We start from the raw sequence: 2,325 nt of genomic DNA, 5'->3' as shown, positions 1-2,325 counted from the left end.
TGGATGTATCACCGTTTTTTTGTAGGATACTGTGACGTAACTTCTCCGTAAACTCAGGTGAAAACGCCAAAATATCTTCACAGACTGCACTTCGGTACAACTGTATGTGAAAGAAATTGCGAATTGTAACCACATCGGCTTCGCTCACTATTTCGAGACCTGAAAGATCTGCCTGTCGGAAGCGTGGCAATATGTTTTGAATAAACGGTGTTTCAATATCGGTAAACAGGTTTTCGCAATCACTACAAAATACGTAATCAACTGAAAACGGAATGGATTTCGCATTTTCAATTTCTTCCTCCGTTGGTTTTCTTCCAATTGTAGTTTCAAGGGTCAGTTCATCAAGACGTTGGAAATTAAAGTCTATAAATGGATTGGTATTATCCAGAGCAAAATATAATCCTTTCTCGCGTTCATTACTACCTTCTAAGTTAAGACAGGTACGGATAATTGCATCAGTAAGATAGTGAGTATTCTTTTTGTTTGCTTCGCGTTCAAGACACAATTTACATAAAGACATAGTTTTATTGTTTAAAGAATTGTTGTAAGTAAATTTAGAAAAAAGAATTAAACTACCCAGCTTCTCGAAACAAACAAAGCAGGACATCATCCTGCTTTGTTTAGTAAGTAATAATTCTAAACGTGAACCTCTTTCTCCATTTCTGTAAATGCTGCTTCCATTCCAGCAAATTTATGAGACACCAAATCCATATCCTTACTTATTTTTTGGCTAGTAATTTTGGCGTAGATCTGTGTCGTTGAAATGTTTTTATGTCCCATCATTTTGCTAAGGCTTTCCAATGGAACACCCTCTGTTAAAAACATTGTCCCAAAGGTGTGCCTTGCCGTGTGAAAGGTTACTTTTTGTTCGGTAACAATTTCTAATTCCTTGATAAGTTTGTCTATGTGACTATTGCAAATACTGTTTGTGGGAACGGGAAAAATAAAATCATTTCGGGTGGTACCTTTGTATTTTTCAATAATTCGCTTGGGTATTTCCATAAGTCTTACATTAGACGCAACATCAGATTTTTGTCTTCGGCTTATAATCCAATCGTGACCATCAAAAAAGGATTGGATGTTAGTCCTTTTAAGTTGTTTAATATCTATATAAGATAACCCCGTAAAGCAGCTGAATACAAAAAGATCCTTTACAAGTTCATACTTTTGTTGTGAAGGATTGTGTAATAAAAAGGATTCAACGTGTTCTTTAAGTAAATAGCTACGGTCATTTTCCTTCATCGAGATTTCATAATCTTCAAAGGGGTTTTTCCTGATAAGACTACTTTTGACAGCTATTTCCGCAACACGATAAAGTGGCATCGTATATACCCAAACAGTATTGTGTGAGCATTCTTTGTCTATTCTAAGGAAGAAATCAAATTCTCTGATAAAATCACAAGTCAATTCCCGAAAAGCCATATCATCGCGATGGTATCTGCTTTTTATAAATTCTTCAACGTGATTATAGACAATTTTGTATTTGTAGTATGTACTGTTGGCTCGTTCTCCTTTTGCCACCATTTTTCCAAAGTCCTCATTGTTCTTTTTAAATACTTTCAGCAAGGAATCTTCCATAACACCAATACCGAGAAATTCAAGCTTTAGCTTTTGTGCTGTCACAAACCCCTCGTGTTTTAGCATATCTTCATAAATAGTGTCGATACGTCCCCGTATATTATCCAATTTTTGATTAATACTCAATGCTTTGGCACTCTTGCCTTCAACTCTTCCATGCTTTAAATCCCAATTATTCGGGTTGATTTCTAACTTTGTTCCTAAAGTTTTAGCTGTTCCATCAATGGTAATGCGTGCCATAACAGGGGCGTTACCGTTCTTTTTTGGCTCATTCTTTTTCAGGTAGAAAAGTAGTTTGAACGTGGATTTTTTTGTCTGCTCCATAACTCAAATGTTTAATGTTAAAATTAAATTATATTGAGTTACAAGGGAATATGAAAAAGAACGCAAAACACTGAAATATAAATAGTTAGTTTTTTGATTACCTTTATCAATCGGTAACGAATTAGTAACCTAACTTTGTGCTTTCACGACTAAAACCTATCAGACACTGAGTTCCAAACTAAGACTACTGTTTCATAAAGCATTGTATATAAACGGTTTTAACCGTTTTGCTTACTTTTGCTTTTTATTAATCTTTTTATATAGTAATAATTAAAAATAGTTATAAAATAAAAAACCCCGATACAAGTATCGGGGTTTTAAAGTGAAGGCAGAAGGATTCGAACCTTCGACCGCCTGCTTAGAAGGCAGGTGCTCTATCCAGCTGAGCTATGCCTCCATTTCTTTTAAAACTAATGGTAAAGT

General features: G+C 35.0%; 2 protein-coding genes and 1 tRNA gene. All 3 read right to left on the bottom strand.

Annotated elements, in window-relative coordinates:
• Positions 1-520, bottom strand: a 520-nt coding sequence (locus tag P8M54_RS15125; RefSeq protein WP_300288854.1) for a hypothetical protein, incomplete at its 3' end; no start/stop codon positions are given.
• Between the two features lie 116 nt (positions 521-636).
• Positions 637-1,902: a site-specific integrase gene (locus tag P8M54_RS15120; protein ID WP_253468688.1), complete on the bottom strand. Its 1,266-nt coding sequence runs from the start codon at positions 1,900-1,902 to the stop codon at positions 637-639.
• A 323-nt stretch (positions 1,903-2,225) separates the two neighbouring features.
• Positions 2,226-2,299 (bottom strand) — tRNA-Arg (locus tag P8M54_RS15115).
• Between the last annotated feature and the right edge of the window lie 26 nt (positions 2,300-2,325).

This window comes from Flavobacterium sp., assembly GCF_029242675.1.
Classification (GTDB): domain Bacteria; phylum Bacteroidota; class Bacteroidia; order Flavobacteriales; family Flavobacteriaceae; genus Flavobacterium.
Note: the sequence above shows the minus strand (reverse complement) of the source record. Positions and strands in the feature narration are given on the sequence as shown.